Origin of the sequence: Gemmobacter nanjingensis (genome assembly GCF_014652195.1) — a bacterium.
In the GTDB taxonomy this organism is placed as follows: Bacteria; Pseudomonadota; Alphaproteobacteria; order Rhodobacterales; family Rhodobacteraceae; genus Gemmobacter; species Gemmobacter caeni.
On the sequence record NZ_BMYI01000004.1, the window covers coordinates 228439 to 246760 of the forward strand.

The 18322-nt window shown below is 63.5% G+C and carries 19 protein-coding genes; 5 read left to right on the plus strand and 14 right to left on the minus strand.

Translation table 11 applies throughout. From position 1 onward, the window contains the following. The 5 genes from IE126_RS10005 to IE126_RS10025 form a co-directional block, all read right to left on the minus strand. Window positions 1–1176, minus strand: a complete 1176-nt coding sequence (locus tag IE126_RS10005; RefSeq protein ID WP_108129111.1) for an NAD(P)/FAD-dependent oxidoreductase — start codon at window positions 1174–1176, stop codon at window positions 1–3. Then, the gene (locus IE126_RS10010; RefSeq protein WP_189380873.1) at window positions 1176–2105 is read right to left on the minus strand and encodes a dihydrodipicolinate synthase family protein; all 930 of its coding nucleotides are present in this window, start codon (window positions 2103–2105) and stop codon (window positions 1176–1178) included. The genes IE126_RS10005 and IE126_RS10010 overlap by 1 nt, the downstream gene beginning before the upstream one ends. A 33-nt stretch (window positions 2106–2138) precedes the next feature. Further along, entirely contained in the window at window positions 2139–3596 is a 1458-nt protein-coding gene (locus IE126_RS10015) for a Na+/H+ antiporter NhaC family protein (RefSeq protein WP_189380874.1), read from the minus strand. 108 nt (window positions 3597–3704) lie between these two features. After that, on the minus strand, window positions 3705–4181 hold the full coding sequence (locus IE126_RS10020) for a VOC family protein (protein ID WP_189380875.1): 477 nt from the start codon (window positions 4179–4181) through the stop codon (window positions 3705–3707). 10 nt (window positions 4182–4191) lie between these two features. After that, on the minus strand, window positions 4192–4587 hold the full coding sequence (locus IE126_RS10025) for a RidA family protein (protein WP_054303047.1): 396 nt from the start codon (window positions 4585–4587) through the stop codon (window positions 4192–4194). A gap of 304 nt (window positions 4588–4891) precedes the next feature. Here IE126_RS10025 and IE126_RS10030 point away from each other — a divergent pair, with 304 nt between their 5' ends. Then, complete coding sequence (locus IE126_RS10030; RefSeq protein ID WP_054302981.1) at window positions 4892–5833, plus strand: LysR family transcriptional regulator; 942 nt, start codon at window positions 4892–4894, stop codon at window positions 5831–5833. Between the two features lie 19 nt (window positions 5834–5852). Then, the gene (locus IE126_RS10035; RefSeq protein ID WP_308429975.1) at window positions 5853–6677 is read left to right on the plus strand and encodes an aspartate/glutamate racemase family protein; all 825 of its coding nucleotides are present in this window, start codon (window positions 5853–5855) and stop codon (window positions 6675–6677) included. A gap of 106 nt (window positions 6678–6783) precedes the next feature. Here IE126_RS10035 and IE126_RS10040 read toward each other — a convergent pair whose 3' ends face one another. Next, entirely contained in the window at window positions 6784–7680 is an 897-nt protein-coding gene (locus tag IE126_RS10040; protein ID WP_189380876.1) for a LysR family transcriptional regulator, read from the minus strand. A gap of 93 nt (window positions 7681–7773) precedes the next feature. Here IE126_RS10040 and IE126_RS10045 point away from each other — a divergent pair, with 93 nt between their 5' ends. Further along, window positions 7774–8400, plus strand: a complete 627-nt coding sequence (locus IE126_RS10045) for a LysE family translocator (protein WP_189380877.1) — start codon at window positions 7774–7776, stop codon at window positions 8398–8400. A gap of 119 nt (window positions 8401–8519) precedes the next feature. Here IE126_RS10045 and IE126_RS10050 read toward each other — a convergent pair whose 3' ends face one another. From IE126_RS10050 to IE126_RS10085, 8 genes are read right to left on the minus strand one after another with little or no spacing between them, the layout of a single operon-like run. Continuing rightward, window positions 8520–9398: a sugar kinase gene (locus IE126_RS10050; RefSeq protein ID WP_229825385.1), complete on the minus strand. Its 879-nt coding sequence runs from the start codon at window positions 9396–9398 to the stop codon at window positions 8520–8522. Window positions 9399–9400: 2 nt separating this feature from the next. Beyond that, the gene (locus tag IE126_RS10055; protein WP_189380878.1) at window positions 9401–10867 is read right to left on the minus strand and encodes a mannitol dehydrogenase family protein; all 1467 of its coding nucleotides are present in this window, start codon (window positions 10865–10867) and stop codon (window positions 9401–9403) included. Continuing rightward, window positions 10864–12096: a mannonate dehydratase gene (uxuA, locus tag IE126_RS10060; protein ID WP_189380879.1), complete on the minus strand. Its 1233-nt coding sequence runs from the start codon at window positions 12094–12096 to the stop codon at window positions 10864–10866. Before uxuA ends, IE126_RS10055 begins: the two co-directional genes overlap by 4 nt. 32 nt (window positions 12097–12128) lie before the next feature. Further along, window positions 12129–13196, minus strand: a complete 1068-nt coding sequence (locus tag IE126_RS10065) for an L-idonate 5-dehydrogenase (RefSeq protein WP_189380880.1) — start codon at window positions 13194–13196, stop codon at window positions 12129–12131. Between the two features lie 8 nt (window positions 13197–13204). After that, the gene (locus IE126_RS10070; RefSeq protein ID WP_054302974.1) at window positions 13205–14482 is read right to left on the minus strand and encodes a TRAP transporter large permease; all 1278 of its coding nucleotides are present in this window, start codon (window positions 14480–14482) and stop codon (window positions 13205–13207) included. Next, window positions 14482–14982: a TRAP transporter small permease gene (locus IE126_RS10075; protein ID WP_054302973.1), complete on the minus strand. Its 501-nt coding sequence runs from the start codon at window positions 14980–14982 to the stop codon at window positions 14482–14484. The genes IE126_RS10070 and IE126_RS10075 overlap by 1 nt, the downstream gene beginning before the upstream one ends. Before the next feature lie 52 nt (window positions 14983–15034). Beyond that, window positions 15035–16009, minus strand: a complete 975-nt coding sequence (locus IE126_RS10080; protein WP_054303046.1) for a TRAP transporter substrate-binding protein — start codon at window positions 16007–16009, stop codon at window positions 15035–15037. Window positions 16010–16052: 43 nt separating this feature from the next. Beyond that, the gene (locus tag IE126_RS10085; protein ID WP_054302972.1) at window positions 16053–16742 is read right to left on the minus strand and encodes a GntR family transcriptional regulator; all 690 of its coding nucleotides are present in this window, start codon (window positions 16740–16742) and stop codon (window positions 16053–16055) included. A gap of 319 nt (window positions 16743–17061) precedes the next feature. Between IE126_RS10085 and IE126_RS10090 the strand changes: the two genes are divergently transcribed. After that, complete coding sequence (locus IE126_RS10090) at window positions 17062–17898, plus strand: MurR/RpiR family transcriptional regulator (protein WP_108129212.1); 837 nt, start codon at window positions 17062–17064, stop codon at window positions 17896–17898. 34 nt (window positions 17899–17932) lie between these two features. Next, complete coding sequence (locus tag IE126_RS10095; protein ID WP_189380881.1) at window positions 17933–18250, plus strand: hypothetical protein; 318 nt, start codon at window positions 17933–17935, stop codon at window positions 18248–18250. Window positions 18251–18322: the final 72 nt, after the last annotated feature.

The following is an 18322-nucleotide window of genomic DNA, read 5'->3' on the forward strand; positions in this document are numbered from 1 at the left end:
CTACCCCCTGCCATATCTGGCCGCGTCGAATTTCGTGAGATCCATGCTGGCCTGCCGTCCCGCGATCAGATCGGCCAAGACCTGTGCGAAACAGGGCCCAAGCGTGAAGGCCGATCCGCCGGTTGCGACGAAGGCACCGGGATATCCGGGCACCGGACCGACCAGCGGCAACTGGTCGGGTGTGATCGTCGTGGTGCCAACCCAGCTGCGCAGCGTCGGCACCTTCCCCAGTTCGGGCAGAACCCGGATTGCCATGGCAGCGTTCCCGGCAAGCGACGAGGCCAGAAGCTCGGGCCTGGTGTCGAGATCGGGTTGGCCATCGGGCAAAAGCGGCAGTCGCGCGGGCCAGCCGCCGCCAATCAGGATATTGCCGTCAAGCGCCTGTTTCAGAGACAGTTTCCCCCCGGCATGCTGCACCAGATGGGGAACCAGTTTGGGGATGCGCATTGTGACCGTCATGGTCAGGGCCAGCGGGATCGTCGGCAGATGCGCGCCCATCATCTGCCCCAGCTGTGTTGTCCAGACGCCGGCGGCGATCACCACTGCACTGGCGCTCACCGTCCGGGCTGTGTCGCCCTGCAACTGCACCTGCCAGACCCCGCCCTGCCGCGACAGGCCGGTAATCGCGCAGCCTGTCCGGATTTCCGCCCCCAGCCGCAGGGCGGCACGGGCCAGTGCCGGCGCGGCGGTGCGGGCATCGGCCTTGCCCTCCAGCGGGCAATGCGCTGCCGCAATCACCCGGTCCGAGAGATAGGGCGCGATGCGGTCGATCTCTGCGCGGTCGATCAGTTGGTTGTCCAGACCCCAGGAGCGTTCGATCTCTGTCTTCTGCTCCAGCAGCGCGACCTGCCCTGCATCCTCGGCGATCATCAGCCCGCCGGTCTGTCGGACTTCGACCGGCTCACCGCAGAGCTGGGGCAGCGCGGCCCAAAGCCGCGCCGCCTCAAGATGAAGGGGCATGGCCTCAGCCGCCTGCCGCGCCGCTTCGATGCCACGGTCGATCATGCGGTATTCCAGCTGAAAATGCAGGCTGCCCGCATTTCTGCCCGACGCGTGCTGGTTGATCTGGTCGCGTTCGACCAGCAGCACGCGACCGCCCTCGCGGGCGATCATCCAGGCTGTTGCACAGCCCAGAAGCCCCCCGCCGATCACAACAGCATCAAACGGCGCATCCATCAGATTGCCACGGTCTCAATCCCGAGCGCGCGCAACGTCTGCTCGATGCGCAGCACTTCAGGGGGTGTCAGTTCCAGCAGCGGTTCGCGTACGAAACCGGCGGGCACACCGCGCAAACGCAGGGCGGTTTTCATGATCGCCTGCTGATTTCCGAAGCGCACCCCGTAATCCGGTGTGAACCAGGCCTGCATGACGACCCGGTCCCGAGCGCCAAGCCGGATTGCCCTGTCGCGGTCACCCGCCGCAATCGCACGCCAGAAATCGGGGTGATCGGCTCCCAGCACACCGCCGGACCCCATAAGCCCGTCGCCATGCCCCAGAAGCGCCAGATCGACGCCAAGTTCGCTCGTGGGCAGGCCGAAATAGCGCACCCGCCCTTCGACCCTGTACATCGCGGCAAGAAAGCCTGCGAAATTTCCGGTGGAATTCTTGATGGCCACCACGTTTTCAATGTCGGCAAGCTCATCCAGAAGATCGGGGTCCATATCCACGATACAGCCGCGCGGCCAGTTGTATACCGTCATCGGAATGTCGGTGGCATCCGAGACGGAGCGGTAGAATTGCACGATCTCTGCCCGGTTCGGCACGACATAGGGCGGCGGCGTCAGCAGGATACCATCCAGCCCCGCCTTTTCCGCCGCCCTTGCATGCAGGATTGCCTCTTGCGCCGTGAAGGCATTGCAGGCGCCGATCACCGTCAGCCCGGCCTTGCGATAGGGCGCCCCGGCCTCGAAGAGCTGTGCCCGTTCCCCGGCCGACAGGCTGAACCATTCGCCGCTGGTCCCGGCCAGGATCACCCCGTGCATCCTTTCCGTGCTCAGCCAGTCCATCTGGCCGGCAAAGGCCTCGAGGTCCAGCTGGCCCTTGCGGGTGAACGGGGTGGTGATGGCGGGAATATATCCTGTCCAGTCCACACTTGTCCGGTCCATTGCGACGTCCTTTCACTTGCAGTCAGAGTAGGTTCAGTTCGCCGGATTGCCAGCGGCGACTGGTTGCGGCGAGGTGACGGCGGAACCGTCCTTCGCCTCATAGGTTCGTCCCCAGCCGGTGATCACCGACAGAATCATGATCGCGGTCAGCACCAGCGGGTAGAGCGTGACCGGGAACAGATCGAAGGTGGACAGCGCCGGGGCGGCTTCATAGCCCGAGGTCAGCAGGGCGCCGATGAACAGATAGGCGCTCAGCACCGGCACGACGGAGGCCAGCCCCAGCGCGAAGCAATCCATCACATTGGCCCGGCGATAGGGGTGCAGGCCGACACGGGCGCCCAGTTCGTCGGCAACCGGGCCGAAGGTCAGCATGGCCGCCGAGTTCACGCCGCCGAACAGCAGGGTCGTGGCCGTGACGCCAAGGCCAATGGCGGTTTCAACCCCACGCGGCGTCGACGACAGTTTGCCCGAGGTGATCTTGTCCACCATCAGTTCCATGACGCCCGCGCCGCGCAGCACGCCCATGATGCCGAAGACCGAAAGGACCAGCGCCACCGTGCCCAGCATCGAGTTCACGCCATCGTACAGGAAGCCGCTCAGCGCACCGTCCTTGACCCCTACGATCATCGCGGGCGTCAGAAGTCCGGTGGCAAGTCCGGTTGCCGAACCAAGGACAAGACCCACCGTCACCGCCATGAAGATGTCGCGCGTGACCATGGCCACGATCAGCATGATCGCCACTGGGATCAGCATGAACAGCGGCATTGCCGAAGCTGTGGCGCTGAACTGGCTGACGATGCTGGTATCGGCGGTCTGCGACTGGCCGATCACCAGGAACAGGGCGGCCGAAATCAGCGCGGCCGTCAGGGCATAGCGCGCCCGGTGCCGCACGACGCCACCGATATCGGCGACCGCAGACCGGCTGCGGAATCGCTGGCTAGAGGAAGAAATGATGGTGGTATCCGAGATGGGCGCGAGATTGTCACCCAGAATGGCCGCCGACAGAATTGCCCCCGCCAGCAGCGCGGGGGGCGCGCCGATCGCCAGCCCGGCGGCGTAGAAGATCGGGAAAGCGGTAAACATCGTGCCGATCGACGATCCGGTCGCCATGGCAACCACACTGACTGCGATGAATACGAAGAAGGTGTAATAGCCCGCACTCAGGCCGATATCCTGGGCCAGCCAGACAAAGCCATTGGCGACGCCCGTCGCCTTGATCATGGCCGAGATCATCCCAACCAGAAACAGGATCACCACGATGGCAACAGAGGTTTCACTGCCGATGCCTTTCAGCACCTGCTCCCAGAACTTGCCATAGTCGCGGGCGAAGACCGCCCCCACCAGCAGCGAGACAAAGCCGCCCATTGCAAGGGCGGTCATGTCGAAGGCCTTGAACACGATGAAAAACAGGACGCACATCACCAGAAAGATGACGGGCGGCAGAAAGGCGAGGGCCAGCCCGCCGCGAAAACGCAGGATCGGTTCGCTCATGAAGTCTCTCCTTCATTGCAGAAAATGGTCGCACGACTGGTCCCGCGCCGTGGGCACGATCATGCCAGCGGCGGAACCCTTGCGGAAACAGTTTGGCAGGGCGGTTTGTCAGCCCGGAACCGACCGCAACACCATGTCGCTGGCCGGATCGGTGATCTGTTGCAGTTCCACGAAATTGCCGTCGGGATCGCGGCAGAAGCACAGCCGCATGGGGCCGACATCCGTCGGGGGCGTGTTGAAGGTGACGCCCGCCGCACTCAGTCTCGCGTGATCGGCAATCACGTCATCGCTGTCGAAGCACAGATGCGCGAAGCCCTGCTGTGACAGGCTCCGATCATCGCTGCGGGTCGAGACCGGGGTCTGGTATTCGAAGACCTCCAGAAAGGCGTTGCCTGCGTGCAGCAGGACCGACCTTGCCGTGGACTCGGGAATGCCGATGATCCGGCCTGCGAAGGCGGACATCTCGGTTCCGGCCTCCCAGCCGAAACCCGATACCTGCCGGAAGCCCAGAAGACCGCAATAGAAGGCCAGAGACCGGTCCAGATCGCCGGTGGTGATGCCGGGGTGGTGAATGCCACGGATCATGTCGGGCTTCTCAGGCGCAGGCGGTGGCTTCGACCTCGACCAGAAGGTCGGGCGAAAACAGCCGGGTCACACCGGCGAGCGTGCTGGCCGGGCGGTGCCCCAGCGCGGCGAAAGGCCCGATCAGCGCGCCCCAGTTGGCCAGTGTTGCATCCATGTCGGTCGTCAGTACCCGGATGCCCGTGACATTGGCATAGGTCATCCCGGCAGCTGCCAGGACCTCACCGAGATTGGCCACGCAAAGGGCCAGTTGTGCCGCCATGTCGCCCTTGTGCTGCGGCGCACCGGTGGCGTCGGTGGCACACTGGCCCGAGAGGGTCAGGATGCGGGTCGCCCCGCTGACCTCGCGGCCATGGGCAAAGCCGAAGCCTTCTTGCCAAGACCAGGGATTGATTTCTCGCGTTTCCATGTCGTCCTCGCTGTTGGAATGTTCTTGCTGTTCTTGGCCGCGGTGTTTGCCGATCTTGCGGGGCAACTTTGCCCGCAGGATCAGAAAATTCAGCGACTTGATACATTTCATGCTCAAAACATGTTGCAGTCAATGCGACGTTTATCTGTTTTAGATTGCAATAAACGCAACAAATTTGCATTGATGACAAATGGATACCGCAAATATCGGTGACTCATGATCTTCACCCGGCCTGTCCTGCGCTTTGCGGATGGTGGCGCGCGCCTGTTTGCGCGGGGCGAAGACCTGCGCAGCAGGAGGCGGCATGCAGATCAATGACCGGCGGATTCACTTCCTTTACGAGGCGTGGCGCAGCGGTTCGATGCGTCAGGCCAGCGAAATCCTTGAGATGGCGCCGTCCTCGATCAGCCGCCAGATCGCCCAGCTTGAACGAGAGATCGGCAGCACCCTGATCGAGCACGGACGCCGCGAAATCGTTCTGACCGAAGCAGGCCATGCTGTGCTTGAATACTACCGGAACCGGCACAGCAGCCTTGAGATGCTGAATGCCCAGTTGCGTGACCTGTCGGCGGCGCGGACCGGGCATGTCAAATTCGCCATCGGCGAAGGCTTTCTGGGTGAAGCGCTCTATCGCACGCTGGACGAGTTCATGGATGGTTATCCGGGCTTTACCCTGTCTCTCAGCGTCACCGACACGACCGAAATGGTGCGACTTCTGCTGGAGGATGAGGTGCATTTCGGGCTTGGTTTCCACCCGCTGTCGCATCCACAGGTCGTGTCGCGGTTTCGTGCGGCGGTTCCGCTGAAGGCAATCATGCATGCCGCGCATCCACTTGCGGATCGCTCCAGCATTTCTATCGCCGAGCTTTGCGCCGAGCCGCTGGCCCTGATGGGGCAGGCGTTCCGTATCCGCCAGATGATCGATCTGGCGGCAGCGGATAGTGGTCAGCTTGTTTCGCCGGTGCTGGTCTCCAACTCGATCCCGGTCCTGATCCGCAGCGCCTGCGCCCGCCGGGCGGTGACGGTCCTGCCTGAATTCAGCGTCAGGTCCGAGCTTTCGAACGGTCAGCTGGTCGCCGTAAGGATCGTGTCGTCCGCCATGCAATCGGTCTATGTGCACCTGATAACACGCAGAAACCGGATTCTTTCGCCGCAGGTGATGGCCCTGACCGAACAGATGCGCAAACGGCTGGCGCCGACGGCACTCTATGCGCCGACGGATGGTAAGGAGCCGGCGGCTTCCTGACCCAGCGCTGGCCTCGCGAATGATTCTGGCCGGGTCCGTCCGGCCGCTGTCGGCGCGATCAGTGCAGCGCAGTGGTGCGGCAGGGTGTTGCAGTGTATATAGCGGCGTCAGGTGGTCCTGGGGGGAGCGCGCCATGCATGTCGGCTTGATTACCGGGCTGGGGCCTGCCGCGACGGTGGTTTACTATCAACGTTTGAACCAGATCGCGGCTGATCGCGGGTGCCGGCTGGAACTGACGATGGTTGAAGCGAATATTCGTGAGGTTCTGGCCAATAACCTTGCCGGTCGGGCACAGGAACAGGCAGAGATATTTGCCGCGCTGCTGCACCGGCTCAGGGCGGCAGGTGCTGATTTTGCAAGCATCACCGCCATCGGCCCGCTTTTCTGCTGGGAAGAAACACGCGCCCTCAGCCCTTTGCCTCTGCTTTCGGCCGTGACGCCATTGGATCTTTACTGTGCCGGGAAAGGATACTCGCAGGTCGGGCTTCTGGGAACCGCAAGAGCCATGCGCACGAAGCTTTTCGGTCAGATGACGCGCACCGGAGTTCTGCTGCCTGAGAACCTCGAACCCGTGGGCAAGGCTTATCAGGACATGGCCGTCGGAGGCCGCTGCGACGAGGCCACCCGCAAGCTGCTTTTCGATGCAGGCCGGAAAATGATGGAGCAAGGGGCCGAAGCCGTGGCTTTGGCGGGAACCGACCTCCTGCTCGCGTTCGATGGCCGTGATCCGGGCTTTCCGGTTATTGATGCTCTTGAAGTGCATGTCGCAATGCTGGCCGATCTGGCGACGGGCAGGATTTCCCTCGCGGATATCCGGCAAGAGACCGGCGCGGGAATTTTCTGACGGCGCGTTGCGACGCGCACTGCCGCGTCCGCCCCTTTTCCTCTGTATCCTGTCAGGGCGGGGTGCTTCGCGCGCGCGCAGATCTTCCGGCCATTCGCGCGTCAGATCATGGAATCGGCGTTTCGCCTCTGTCACACGCCTGCAGTTGCAACCAGTCCGTGAACGCCCCGGAGACAGAGCCGCTTTTCGGCGCATGGGCCGATAGCAGGAAATAGGCGCTCCCGTCCTCGCGAAACCCTTGCGGCGCCACGAGAAGCCCATCCCGGATGTCGTTTTCTACCAGATGCCAGGGCCCGATGGCCACGCCGATGCCTGCGACGGCAGCTTGCAGGCTGAAATAGAAATGCTCAAAGTCCTGTCCGGCGCCGGTGGGGTAGGGCTGGCCGAAAACTTCCGCCCATGTATGCCAGGCCGACAACCGCGTGCGTGTATGCAGCACCTTCGCATCCGCCCGGAGCCGGCCATGATCAAAGTAGATTGCCGCCTTGTCAGGGCGGCAGACCGGGCCAATCCGTTCGTTGAACAGATGTTGTGCGAAATGGTTTTCCGGCCATGTGAAATCATTGCGGCGGATCGCGAGGTCGATCCCTGATCCAAGCAATACCGGCCCGCCACCGGCCAGCAGGCGAATCTCTGCTGACGGATGTGCCGCATGGAACCGGGGCATTCGCGGGATAAGCCAGCGCATCATCAGCGTCGGTTCGCAGGACACTGTGACGGGGGCATTGGCGTGTCTGGTCCTGATGCGCTGCACCTCGTCCTCGATGTCCGCCAGACCCCGCGTCACCACCTCTGCCAGCCTGCGCCCGGTATCGGTCAGAAAAACAGCACGATTGCGACGATCGAACAACGGGACGCCCAGGTCATCCTCAAGCAATCGCACTGCGCGGCTGACCGCGCCATGCGTAAGATTAAGCCGGTATGCGGCCTTACTGAAGCTTTCCAGTTCGGCGGCGACCCGGAAGCAGGCGAGGGCGGGGAGCGAGGTGACGGACTGTCTCATATGTCATTTATCTTCACAGATATTGTCAGAAGTCATCGTTTTTCAGATGGCCGTGGCCGCGTTACCCAACCGGAAAACCGAAAGGATACGCATATGGCCGAATGGCTCGCCGTGATCACCATAACCCTCTTTGCTGTTATCAGTCCGGGGCCGGATTTTGCCATGGTGTCGCGGAATTCCCTGACGCTTTCCCGCCGGGCGGGCCTCGTGACGGCGCTTGGAATTGGTGCGGGGGTGCTGGTGCATGTCAGCTACACGCTGCTCGGCATCGGCGTGCTCATTCGGGAAACACCGACCCTCTTCGATGTTCTGAAGCTGGCCGGAGCGGCCTATCTCGCGTGGCTGGGATGGCAGATGCTGCTCAGCCATAAGACAGAGGGGGCAGTTTCAGCAAGCGAAACAGCCCTCTCTGATATTGCGGCCTTTCGGATCGGCTTTCTGACGAATGCTCTGAACCCCAAGACGACAATCTTCATTGTCAGCCTGTTCATGCAGGTCATTCAGGCGAACACTCCTCTGGCAACGCGGATCTGCTACGGGCTGTTCATCTCTTTCGCCCATGTGGTGTGGTTTTCGACTGTCAGCCTGTTCTTCGGCGCGCCATCCGTTCAACAGCGCATCCTGCGTCTGCGCCCCTGGATTGACCGGATTTTCGGTGTATTGCTGATCGGCTTTGCCATCGCGCTGGCCGCGACTGATCTGGCCAGAACAGCTGTGTGACTGGCCAGCGGCTGCAACGCCGGCAGGCGCAGCCCACCAGCGGTGGCGCCGGCAGGATGCAGGTTCCGGGGGACCGCGCGCGTATGCCCCATTCGTTGTCAGGGGCAGGCGGCCATGGCTCAGCCAAGAGCCCCCTGAATCGACACTACATGCCGGGCCAGATCATGTGCGGCGGCAAGGCTGGCGTCTGCGTCGAGACCGCGATGTCGGGCGGCGATCCAGCCTGCGTTGAAGGCATCCCCGGCGCCAGTAGTGTCGACCGGGGTCACGGTGTCCAGCGGCCAGAGCGTCCGGGCCCCGTCGACCGCCAGCAATACGTCCTGACCGCCGTTCTTCACCACCACGTCGCGCCCGGCATCCGCGCCGTAGCGACGGGCGCAGGCGGCAAGGTCAGCATCGCCGAAATGCTGGGCTTCATCCTCGAAGCTGGGCAAAAGTACATCGGCCAGCCCGGCGGCGCGGGTAATCGTCGCGCGCATGGTTGGTGCATCTTCCCACAGCCGGGGGCGCAGGTTCGGATCGAAGATCAGCCGCCGCCCGGCGGCATGCGCGGTTTCAAGTGCGCTCAGCAGGCGCGCGCGCGCCTCCGGTGTCAGGATGGCAAGGGTGATGCCGCTGAAATAGATGGTCCCGGCCCAGTCCAACGCCGCAGCGAGGTGCTCAGGATCATCAGCCAGCAGCCGGGCTGCGGAGCGGTCGCGCCAATATGTGAAATTGCGTTCGCCATCTTGCAGCGAGATCGCGTAAAGCCCCGGTCCACGCCCCGCGTCCCGGCGCAGAAAGCGCGTTCCGATACCCGAAGCCGCCATGAAGCGTGCAATCCGGTCCGAGAAAGGATCTGTGCCGAGCACGCTCAGATATTCGACCTCGGCCGTATCGCCCAGCAGGCGTTTCACATGCCAGGCCGTATTGAACGTGTCTCCGGCAACATTCAGCGCCCAGAGCGGGGATTGCTCGGACAGTTCCAGCATGGCCTCGCCAATTGCCAGAAATCGCATGGTCAACCCTCCTGCGCCAGGGCTTCGCGGGCGATCACCGCCTGCATTCCTTCGGTCAGGATCATGCCCAGCAATTCGCGCAGCGCCATGCCGAAGGGGCCGCTGCTCAGCTTCGGGGGCAGGATATCGGGGCAGACCCCGGCAACGGCCGAAAGGATGTCTGAAGCGGCGGTATGGCGTCCGATTGCGGCCGCCAGTGCCCCGGCCTTCGGATCGTCCACGGGCACCAGCTTGCCCGCAGCATCGCGACGGGCGAGCCAGGCCAGCCAGGATGCCAGCGCGAAGGCGAAGGGACGGACAGGCGTACCTGCCTCCAGCGCTTCGATTGCGGGGGCGGTCACGCGCTGCGGCAGTTTCTGCGTGCCGTCCATGGCGATCTGTGCGGTCGCATGGGCGATGGCCGGGTTGCTGAACCGCTCCGCCAGCGCCGTGGCATAGGCTGCGAGATCCAGCGAAAGCCCCTGCACGGTGGCTGCTGCTGCCAGATGCGCGCGCACCAGTGTGGCATGGGTGGGATCGGCCATCACATCGCGCACATAGGCCCGACCGGCCAGCTGACCACTGTAGGCCAGCATCGAATGCGCCCCGTTCAGCATGCGCAGTTTCATCTGTTCATAGGGGGCGACATCCTGCACGAACAGGACTCCGGTCTGTTCCCATGCGGGGCGGCCCGCGCTGAAATCATCCTCGATCACCCATTGCGAGAAGGGCTCCGTCTCGACCGCCGCCAGATCCTGGCAGCCGGTCAGGCGCAGGGCGGTTTCTGTGGTTTCCGGGGTTGGCGCAGGGGTGATGCGGTCGACCATCGTAGAGGGAAAGCGCGCCCCGGCGGCGATCCAGTCGGCAAGATCTGAACCGTGGGCGCGGCGGGCGAAATCCAGCACTGCCCCACGCAGCTTTGCACCATTATGCGAAAGGTTATCACAGGAGAGCACGGTGAAGGGCGGCACCGACGCCGCGCGCCGCGCGGCCAGCGCGGCGGTGATCAGCCCGATGACCCCCGTCGGCGCATCCGGGCGGGCCAGATCTGCCCGCACTACGGGATGATCAGGATCAAGCCCCCCGGCGCTGGTGATGCCATAGCCCTTTTCGGTTACGGTGAGGCTGACAATCCGGCAGCCCGGCGCAGCCATGGCGGCCAGGGCCTGCGCCCCGACATCCGGCCCGGACAGCACCGTCGCCAGCGCTCCGATCACGCGGGCCGATACTTCGGCTCCGCGGGTGATCAGCGTATAGCGGCCATCCTGCTGCATCAGACCCTCCGCGACCGAGGTGCCGCGCAGCGAGACCCCGGTGACGCGCCAGTCGCCACCCTGCAAGGCCAGTGCCCGGTCGGTATAGGCGAGAAGGTGGGCACGGGCGAAATTGCCAAGGCCAAGATGCACGATGCCGGGGGCATGATCCTCTGGCCGGTATTCCGGCCATGCCGCAGCCCCCTGTGGCTCGGATCGCGCCGAAAGCCGGGTCATGCCAGGGTACTCGTGGCGGGCTTAGACAGCATGGGATGGGCTAGGGCGGTCATGATGCCGCGCAGTTCTGCCAGACCCTTCAGCCGACCGATCGCGGGATAGCCGGGCTGTGCCTTGCGCTTCAGATCGTCCAGAATATCCTGCCCGTGATCGGGCCGCATCGGGATCTGCCAGTCGGCGCGACCGGCGGCCTTGCGGCGGGCCTCCTCGGCCAGAACGGCGGCGATCATGGCCACCATATCGGTATTGCCCTCCAGATGCGCCGCCTCGTGGAACGACCCGCCCAGGTGGCGTTCTTCCAGTGCCACGTTACGCAGATGCAGGAAATGCACGCGGTCGCCCAGACGCTGCATCATGCCGGCCAGGTCATTGTCGGCCCGCGCGCCCAGCGATCCGGTGCAGAGCGTGATGCCATTTGCCGGAATGTCCACCGCTTCCATCACCGCGCGGTAATCGGCTTCGGTGGACATGATGCGGGGCAGGCCGAGCAGCGGGAAAGGCGGATCGTCAGGATGGCAGCACAGCCGCATCCCGATCTCTTCGGCCAGCGGCGCGACTTCGGCAAGGAAATCGACCAGATGCCCGCGCAGCCGGTCTGCGGGAATGCTGTCGTAGCGGGCCAGATGGGATTTCACATCCTCCATCGACATGCGCTCGGCTGCGCCGGGCAGGCCGAATACCACATTTCCGGCCAACCCGGTCTTGCGCGCCTCGGTCATGTCGGCAAAGCGCGCCCGCGCGGCTTCGGTCACCTCGGGCGTATAGCTGTCTGCGGCGCCCCTGCGCTGCAACAGGAACAGATCGAAGGCAGCAAAGTCGATGGCGTCGAACCGCATGCAGGTCGCGCCATTCGACAGGCGATGGGCCAGATCGGTGCGCGTCCAGTCGAGGATCGGCATGAAGTTGTAGCAGATCACCTCGATCCCTGCGGCGCGCAGGTTCCGCATCGAGGTTTTCCAGTTGGCGATATGGGTTTTCCAGTCGCCGGACTGGCGCTTGATATCCTCGGAAACGGGCAGGCTTTCGACCACCTCCCATTTCAGGCCCGAGGGGCCGCCATCCTGCATCACCGCCAGCATGTCCTGCCGGGCCGCGATTTCACCGGGCGACCAGACCGCGCCGGTCGGAATGTGGTGCAGCGCGGTGACAACGCCTTCCACACCGGCCTGCAACATGTCGTCGATGGAAACCAGATCTTTCGGGCCGAACCAGCGCCAGGTCTGTCTCATGGGGTGTCTTTCTGTCTGGAAAAGCCGCGCGCTCAGGCGCCGGCGAACGAGATCTGGACCTTGACCGCACGGGCGCGGTCACGGGCGGCATCGAAGGCGTCAAGTGCTTCTGTCACCGGATAGGTGCCGGTGATCATCGGGCGCGGGTCGATCCGGCCAGAGCCGATCAGCGCCACGGCATCCGCGAACTCGGCATCAAACCGCTGCGAGCCGATGAACAGGATTTCCTTGCCCACCATCACATTCAGCGGCATCGGGGTCGGCCCGGCCACACCGACCTGCACCATGGTGCCACGCGGGCGCAGGCAGGTGATCGCATCTCGGATCGCCGGGGCCGCAGCCGAACATTCAAAGACCAGATCGGCCCGGCCCTTGCCCGCCTGCCAGGGGGCCAGGCCGTCCGGAGTTTTCAGGGTGTTGACCGCATGATCGGCCCCCATCCGCAGGGCCACCGCAAGCGTGGTATCCTGAATGTCGGTCACCACGATTTCGGCCGCGCCGCGCGCCCGCGCAACCGCAACACACAGCGCGCCGATCGGCCCGGCCCCGGTAACCAGCACAACCTTGCCCGCCAGACTGCCCGCCACACTCTCGCCGCGGTTCGCGGCATGCAGACAGACGGCGAGCGGTTCTGCACAGGCGGCTGCCCCCGGATCGGTGCTATCGGGCAGCACATGGCATTGCGCGGCGTCGATCACCATCAGGTCGCGGAACATGCCCTGCTGATGCGGCAGATACATGGCCGAACCCTTGAACTTCATCGCGGTGCAATGGATCGTCAGCCCCTGCTGGCAGAAGTCACATACACCGCAGGGATGCGAAGGGTTCATCGCAACCAGTTGCCCGACCTCCAACCCGGTGACACTGGCGCCCAGAGCCTCGATCCGCCCGGCGGCCTCATGGCCGAGGATGATCGGCTCGCGCACGCGGATGGTGCCGATCCCGCCCTCCAGCCAGTAATGCAGGTCCGAGCCGCAGATACCCCCGGCCAGCACCGAGACGCGCACTTGGCCCGGTCCGGGCTGGGCGGTCGGCTCGGTTTCAACGCGCAGGTCATCCTGACCGTAAAGACGTACGATGCGGTTTTCTGTCTGGGTCATGTCTTGCCTCAGGGCATCAGCAGTTTCGGAAGCCAGGTCGCCAGCGGCGCCCAGTAGCTGACCAGCAGCAGCACTGCGATGTTGGTCACGATATAGGGGGTGATGGCGCGGATCACCGGCGACAGCGGCAGCCGTGCAATGTTCGAAGCAACGAAGAGGCAGACCCCGACGGGCGGCGTGGTCAGCCCGATCATCAGGTTCAGCACCGCAAAGCAGGCGAAATGCAGCGGGTCGATCCCCACGGCCATGGCCAGAGCCTGAAGCGGCACGAACAGGATGATCAGCGCGGCGATGGTTTCCATGAACATACCGACGAACAGCAGCAGCAGGTTGATCAGCAGGATCACGAGGAATTTGTTATCGGTGACCGAAAGAACGGCATCTGCAAGCATCTGCGGAATCCGCTCTGATACCAGAATCCAGCCGAAGACATTCGCCGTGCCGACCAGAACCAGAATACCCGCCGAGCTGACCGCGCTGTCGATGATGATCTTCGGGATGCGGGCCACCGGCAATTCCCGGTAGATGAACAGCCCGACGAGCGCCGCATAAAGGCAGGCGACCACGGCAGTTTCGGTGGGTGTGGTCACGCCGATCAGCAGCCCGCCAACGATGAGCCCGGTCATCGCAATGGCCCATATCGCGCCGGTGAATGAGGTGAACAGCTCGCGCAGGCCCTGCCAGGGTTCGCGCGGGAAGTTCTTTTTCTTCGCGATGAAATAGGTGGTGATCATCATCGCAAAGCCCATCAGCAGGCCGGGAACGGCCCCGGCAAGAAACAGCTTGCCGACCGACAGGCCGGACAGCGATCCGACAATGATCATCGGAACGCTGGGCGGGATCATCGGCCCCACGGTGGACGAAGCCGCCGTGACCGCCGCCGAGAAATCGCCGGGATAGCCTGCTTTCTTCATCCCGGGGATCATCATGCCGCCGACCGAGGCCACATCGGCCACCGCCGTGCCGGAGATGCCGCCGAACAGCATCGAAGCGGCGATATTGGCCTGCGCCAGCCCGCCGCGCATCCAGCCAACCAGCGCATTGGCGAAGCGGATGATCCGTTCAGTGATCCCGCCCGAATTCATCAGATTCCCGGCGAGGATGAAGCCCGGAATGCACAGCAGAACGAAACTGTCCATTCCCGCATACATCTTCTGCGGAATGACCACGAGCGGGATGTCGGCGAACAGTAGATAGGCCATCGAGGACAGCCCCAGCGTCACCGCAACGGGCAGGCCGATGGCAAGGCCCAGCACAAAGACGCCCAGCAGCAGGGTCAGACCCATCACAGTTCCTCCGAATTCGGGATCGGGCGGCCGTCATGCCGGCCGGTCAGCATCTCGAACACGCGCACCAGCGCCCAAAGCGCGAGCGTCAGGAACAGCACAAGCATCGAGATGTGGATGAAATCCATGCGCCAGCCAAGCGACGGGGCGGTCTGGCGTTGTCCGACAACCGTATAGGCCCAGGCCGCGGGCAACAGCGTCAGCGCGAAACCCGCCGTCAGAACGGCCGACAGCAGCCGCAGCAGGCGCGGGCCGTGACCGGGCAAATTTTCGCACAGCAGGTCCACGTTCACCATGTCACCGCTGCGCAGCGCCAGTCCCGCCCCGAGGGCGCCAATGTAGATCAGGCAGAACCGCGTCAGCTCTTCGGTCCAGACCGGCGCTGTCGAAAGGAAGGTGCGCGCAAAGACCTGCAACAGAACCGAACCCGAAAGGACTAGGAACGCCGCGAGGATCAGGAGGCGGCACAGCCCCTCCAGCCACTTGAAAGCATGTGTCATGGATGCCTCCGCAAGGGACCTGCCGCGTGAAACGGCAGATCCCGTCGCGTTGTCAGTTGTTGAAGATCTGCTCGGCCAGAGGGCGGATATCTTCGGGAACCGCCGCGATGACGGCATCTTTGGCCCTGGCGGCAAAGGCGGCCTGATCGACCTCGACGAACTTGACGCCCTTCGATTCCAGATCCGTGACCAGCGCCTGTTCATCCGCAAGGAACAGTTCGCGCTCGAAGGCCTGGGTGCGGTTTGCCGCCTCCTGAACGGCGGCCTGATCGGCTTCCGACAGCTTGTCCCAGCTGCTTTCCGCGATGGTCAGGTAGATCCACGAACGCACATGCTCGGTCTTGTTGACGACCTTCTGCACCTCGTAGAAGCCACCGGACTTGAACAGCGCCAGCGGGTTTTCCTGCCCTTCGATGGTGCCGTTCTGAAGCGACGTGAAGACCTCGGAGAAGGCCATCGGCGTCGGATTTGCGCCAAGTGCCTGCCAGGCGGCCACGAAAATCGGCACGTTCGGCACACGCAGCTTGAACCCGTTCAGCTGATCGGGCGAGGTAATCTCGCGGTTGGCCGACAGGTTGCGCGGACCACGGGCGAAGTAGGTCAGCGGGCGGATGCCGGCATTCGCGATGATCTCGGCCTCGATCGCATCACCGATCTCGCCCGACGCGACACGGTCCATGTGTTCAAGCGATTTGTAGGCATAGGGCAGCGCCAGAAGCGCGGCTTTCGGTGCCCAGTTCTGAAGGCTTTCGCCGGTGATCGTCATGTCGGCAGTGCCAAGCTGCATACCGTTGATGACGTCGATTTCCTTGCCCAGCGTCTCGTTCGGGTAGACGACAACCTCGACGCGGCCCTCGGTCAGGGCGGCAACCTCTTCGGCGAATTTCAGCGCGGCCTTGTGCCAGATGTTCTCCTCGTTGGCGAGGTGTCCCAGTTTGAGCGTGACTTCGGCGGCCATTGCCGAAGTGCCCATCAGTACGGCCAGCGCACAGCCCGCGGCAAGGCGGGTCAGCTTTGTGACAAACATCATTTCCTCCTCCAGGATGATGTGATCACGGCAGATGCCGTGATCAAAGAAAATATTCGGGGCGTTCCTGCTTGATCACCGGCAGGTCGGACAGGATGCCTTGCAGGTGCTGGCGCATCTGCGTCTCGGCGGCGGGCCTGTCACCGCCCGCTATGGCATCGACAATGGCGCGGTGCTGTTCGATCAGGCGCGCAACGGAAAAATGCATGCTGGACAGAAAGCGGACGCGGTCCATCTGCGCCTTCATCTCGACCAGCACGCGCCAGGCATTACCCTTGTCCGCCCCTTCGGCCAGGGTGCGGTGGAAGATTTCATCCGCCTCCATGAAGTCGCGTGCGGAGCCGCCAATCAGCTCCTGCTGCCGGGCCAGCTGGCCCCGCAGATCCGCGATCAGCGCGGGATCGGGTGTGTCCGCCAGAAGCTTCACGATATCGGCCTCGACGGCCTCGCGCACGAAGCGGGCATCCAGCACCGCCGCGAGCGAGATCTTCGCTACGAAAGAGCCGCGCTGCGGGCGGATATCCAGCAGCCCTTCATTCGCGAGCGTGATGAAGGCCTCGCGCACGGGTTGGCGACTGATGCCGTATTGCTGCGCGACCTCGGATTCGGAAATCCGGGTGCCGGGCGACAGGTCGTTGCCGATGATCGCCATGCGCAGGGCGGCGTGAAGCTGGTCCACCACACTGATGCGGACAGGCTGAAGGGCGACGATTTCGCGTTTCCGGTCAGACATGACAGTTCCCCCTTGGGGATTCGATACACCATACTACCATACAAGTAAATGCCCGGCTTGGTTCTGGAAGCAAATCCTCAAACGGGCGAGGAAATCCTTTGTGGTTTCCGACCAAGGCATTTGGTGGTTGCAAACGGCTTCACTGGCGGCAGCCGGCCTCGTCGTATCGGAAGCTGACGCTGGTCAGGTGCTTGGAGTTGACAGGTAAGGGGCTGCGCCGATGGCTGCTGAGAGGGCTTCTGGATATCCTGCATAAAATTGTTGACTCGCAGGATATCCTGCATGATGCTTGATGGAACACTAACAGGATATGCCGCCGATGACCCTGCTCAGCCGTATTCAGCACACATCCCAGAAACTGACCGCAGCAGACAGGAAGGTCATCGAGGTCTTGCTGGGTCAGCAGGCGGAGGCGGTGTTCCTGTCAGCGGCCCAACTGGCCGAGCGGGCGCAGGTGCATGAAACGACGGCGACGCGGCTGGCGCAGAAGCTGGGCTTCAGCGGCTACCCGGAACTGCGCGCGCAATTGCAGCGCGAAGTGATGGAAGGGCAGGATGCGGCGGCGCGGATGCGCCGGTCGGTGTCGAAAGTGGCCGATGGCAGCTATCTGGCTGATCTGGTGCAAAGCGAAATCTCCGCGCTGGAACAGCTTGCCCGCAGCATCGACCAGCGCGATGTCGATACCGCATCGGACATGATCTTTGCGGCGCGGCGGGTGTTCATCTTCGCACAGGGCCATGCAACCGCCGTATCCGCCTTCTTGCAACGGCGGCTGGATCGTTTCGCCATGACGACGGTGATGCTGACCGGCCGCGGCCGCGACATTGCGGAACGGCTGACCAGCCTTGGGCAGGATGATCTGGTTCTGGTTCTGGCGTTTCGCAAGCAACCGACAGACTACGCGGCGATCATGGGCCACGCCGCGCAGGTGGGAGCGCGCACCTTGCTGATTTCGGATCTGGCGGGTCCAACCATGACCCCGCCTGCCGAACATCTGCTGGCGGCGCCGAGGGGGCGGTCGGGCACGGAGTTCCAGACCCCGATCGTCCCCATGACCATCGTCAACGCCATTCTGCTGACCATTGCCGGTCGGCATGAGCCGCAGATCGTCACCAAACTCGAGGAACTGGCCGATCTGTTCGACCGCTTCGCCTGACGGCGTTGCCATCTCTGGGAGGAGAGAAGACACAATGTGGAAGAGCCTGAAGGCAGCGCTTCTCGCGGCGGCCTGCGTCCCTGCTTTGGCTGCGGCGCAGGATCTGGATGCGATGTCGACCGCAGAACTTTATGATCGGGCCAAAGAGGAAAAGACGGTGACCGTCTTTTCGTTGTCCAGCCGCATCGCACGGGTGGAGAAGGCCTTTGAGGCGACCTATCCGGGTGTTGATCTGATCGGGCTGGATCTCAGCTCCGCCAAACAGATTGCGCGCGTTGTGGCGGAACAGCAGGCCGGGGTGTATGCGGTGGACGTGCTTTATCCGACATTCCCCAAGTGGCCTGCCGCTTGACTTCAAGATCGCCTGATTTTGCTCGCTGGGCAAGCGTTTTTCGCCCCGAGCGGTGTCTGTCGTCGCGCAAAC